The 3,191-nt window shown below is 34.3% G+C and carries 3 protein-coding genes; 2 read left to right on the plus strand and 1 reads right to left on the minus strand.

Annotated features, from left to right (window positions below; translation table 11 throughout):
• Positions 1-569: 569 nt before the first annotated feature.
• On the minus strand, positions 570-1,460 hold the full coding sequence (locus tag ABZS58_RS51045) for an IS982-like element ISLll1 family transposase (protein WP_354792070.1): 891 nt from the start codon (positions 1,458-1,460) through the stop codon (positions 570-572).
• 110 nt (positions 1,461-1,570) lie between these two features.
• On the opposite strand from ABZS58_RS51045, the gene ABZS58_RS51050 reads away from it, so the two are divergent.
• Both ABZS58_RS51050 and ABZS58_RS51055 read left to right on the plus strand, forming a co-directional pair.
• Complete coding sequence (locus tag ABZS58_RS51050) at positions 1,571-2,767, plus strand: M20 family metallopeptidase (protein WP_015082999.1); 1,197 nt, start codon at positions 1,571-1,573, stop codon at positions 2,765-2,767.
• A 90-nt stretch (positions 2,768-2,857) separates the two neighbouring features.
• The coding region (locus tag ABZS58_RS51055) for a type ISP restriction/modification enzyme (protein ID WP_354792072.1) at positions 2,858-3,191 on the plus strand (334 nt) is incomplete at its 3' end.

The raw sequence follows: 3,191 nt of genomic DNA on the forward strand, positions 1-3,191 counted from the left end.
CTAGTATTTTATTTCCGTTGACATTGGACTACAATCAAATATTTAAACAAAAAATGAACAATATTTTTTGAAAATAATTTTTGAGTTCAGTTTTAAATAAATATTTCCATCAAAAATCTCAGTCATTAATTTTAAAATCTCCATAGTAAAATTTACTTCTGACTGAAAGAGATTTCTCATTATAAAAAAGAAAAAAGTTTTAAAAGGGAGTTTAATGATTTTCACTCTAGAAATAATAAGTTTCGGAAAAATTTTTGTTATTCCGAAACATATAATCGACAAAAACGCATGGTTAAGCGGTTCTAGTTTTTCAAAAGTTTAAAAAACAATAAAAAACGATTTTTATGGCAACTTTATGAGAGTATGAGGATATTTTTAATCAAAAAATCGCTTATAAATTGCAAGTGATTTTAGTTGTTGATATAAATATTATGCTATTTTTAAAGTGTCTTAAACAAAAGCAAAACGTATATTCTGAACTTAAAACACGATTAGTCAGAATATACTTTTTTTTCTAAATTTTGAACAATATTCTTTTTAATTATGATATAACCCGAATTGCTAGTTGATTATTTAGACATGACTTGATACCCGATAGAATATCTTAAAGTCTCTGGTTCCAGTGATTTAGCTGATTTTAACAGTAAAGAATACGCTAAAACTATCATCTCTAATTTCAATTGAAAACCTTGAGGCGAACGACTTTTACAACGCTCAGCTCCTAGATTTGTCAAAAAAGAGAAAACTCGCTCAATCACTTTTCTACGTTTTGAAAAATTAGGGAAAAGGATTTTCTTTTGCTTCATGTTCTTCCTGACAGGTGTAATTAGATCAATTCCTTTTAATTCCAGCCTATCATGCAGTGACTGACCTAGATATCCCATATCTCCAAGGACTGTTGGTGTCCCAAATTGACTCAACACTTCCTCGGTCATTGAACTATCAGCCATTGAAGCAGGAGTAATTGTGTAGTCTATGACATAGCCTGATTCACTGACTAAAGCATGACATTTACATCCATAGAAGTACTGTCCCTTTGTAGCATTGTAGCCAACATTGGCATAATCTCCAAGAACTTTGCTTCTGAAGTTACGAATAGGCTGACACAAAGGAATGGGGAAGCTGTCAATAATGGATACACTCATTCCTTCAACCTCTTTAAAGACGAGTGCTTGGCGAATGACTTGGATACTCGGTAAGAGGGCATTACAACGGCGGACAAAGCGAGAATATTCTAGGAAATTAGGAAATAAACTTTGAGCCAATTGGTGCTTAGCTTTAAGTGTTTCACTAAAATGCAGTACGCCCCAGAGGTAACAAGCGATAACTAAGCAATCTGATGTTGCGAGATGGACGTTTTTTCGGTTTTGAACCTCAAGGGGAACACTCGTTTGATAAAGCGTCTCAATGGTTGTCAGTAAATAAACAAAAACTTTTGGAAGTGTGCTATTATAAGTCATATAAGTCGTGCGCTTTCTAATGCTTAGTGGTTTAAGATTAGGATAGCACGACTTATTTATTTTCCAATGAAATTAACTAGCAATTCGGGTAGAAAGTTTAGAGGTATCATATGAAACTACTTAATAATTTGTTGACTAGCTTAACACAATATGAGAATGAAATGATTCAAATTAGGCGTCATCTTCATCAATACCCAGAAATTTCTTTTCAAGAAAAAGAAACATTTAAGTATATTATGGGCTTTTATAAAGAACTTGACTGTGAACCAAAACTTATCGGAAAGGGATTTGGAATCATCGTTGATATTGAAGGTGGAAAATCCGGAAAAACTCTTGCGTTGAGAGCAGACTTTGATGCTCTTGCTATTTTTGAAGATAATGATTTAAGTTTTAAATCGGTCAATCCAGGAGTAATGCATGCCTGTGGACACGATGCACATACTGCATATTTGATGGTACTTGCTAGAGAACTAGTAAAAATAAAACAAGAACTTCCGGGAAGAGTTAGAATTGTCCATCAACCAGCAGAGGAAGTATCTCCTGGTGGTGCCAAAGGTATGATTAAAGCAGGAGCTCTTGACGGTGTCGATAATATGATCGGGGTTCATGTGATGACTACAATTAAAACAGGGGTCATTGCCTATCATAATAAAGAAACTCAAACGGGACGTTCTAATTTCACCATTACAATCAAAGGAAACGGAGGTCACGCTTCTATGCCACAATTAAGTAATGATGCAATAGTAGCCGCTAGTTACTTTGTAACTGAACTCCAAACAGTAATTTCAAGAAGAATAGATCCATTTGACATGGGTACTGTAACTATTGGATCATTTGATGGAGCAGGAAGTTTTAATGCTATACAAGATAAAGTAGTGTTAAAAGGGGATGTTCGGATGATGAAAGAAACAACTAGAAAAGTCATCCGAGACCAAGTGAAACAAATTGCTAAAGGCGTTGGAGTAACCTTTGGGGTTGAAGTGATTGTAGATTATGACGATAACTATCCTGTACTCTTTAATTCAGAAAATCTCACTCACTTTGTAGTTGACAGCTTAAAAGATCAGAATATTTCAGAAGTCAATAATATAGTCGATTTAGGACCACAAAATCCTTCTGAAGATTTTTCATATTATGGGCAAGTTGTACCAAGTACTTTCTTTTACATTGGTGCACAGCCTGAAGACGGCGGAAATTATCCCCATCATAGCCCTTTATTTAAAATGAATGAGAAAAGTATTTTAATCGCGGCTAAAGCAGTTGCAACTGTAACTATAAACTATCTATTTTTCAATAAAAAAATGTAGATTTACAAATAGCAAGATTTGTAGCTAAAGTTGCTCCTTCGTTATTTAATAAACTTATAAAAATATTTCTATCCTCTGTCCAGAAAAAGGTTGTATTATGGACGAGATTTAATTCACCGTCCGTCAAACTACGATACTGCGATGTCACTTAATGACAAGGTTTTGTATGTGTCCACAAATTCCGAGTTCTCTGTCTTGATGACAAATAACGTTCCAGAATATGCGTTGCTTACGTCCGGTAAAGGTTTTTTGAAGAATTTGGAAGATACGACAGGGCTTCTTGACGTTAAATATGACAATGTAGTAGGCAATTATGATATTGATAAGGCTGACATTGTTTATTATGTGTATGGTTTGCTTCATTCACCCGAATATCGGGATATGTATGCCAATGATTTAAAAAAGAGCTTGGCGCGGATTCCGC

This window comes from Dactylosporangium sp. NPDC005555, assembly GCF_040605635.1.
GTDB lineage: Bacteria > Actinomycetota > Actinomycetes > Mycobacteriales > Micromonosporaceae > Dactylosporangium.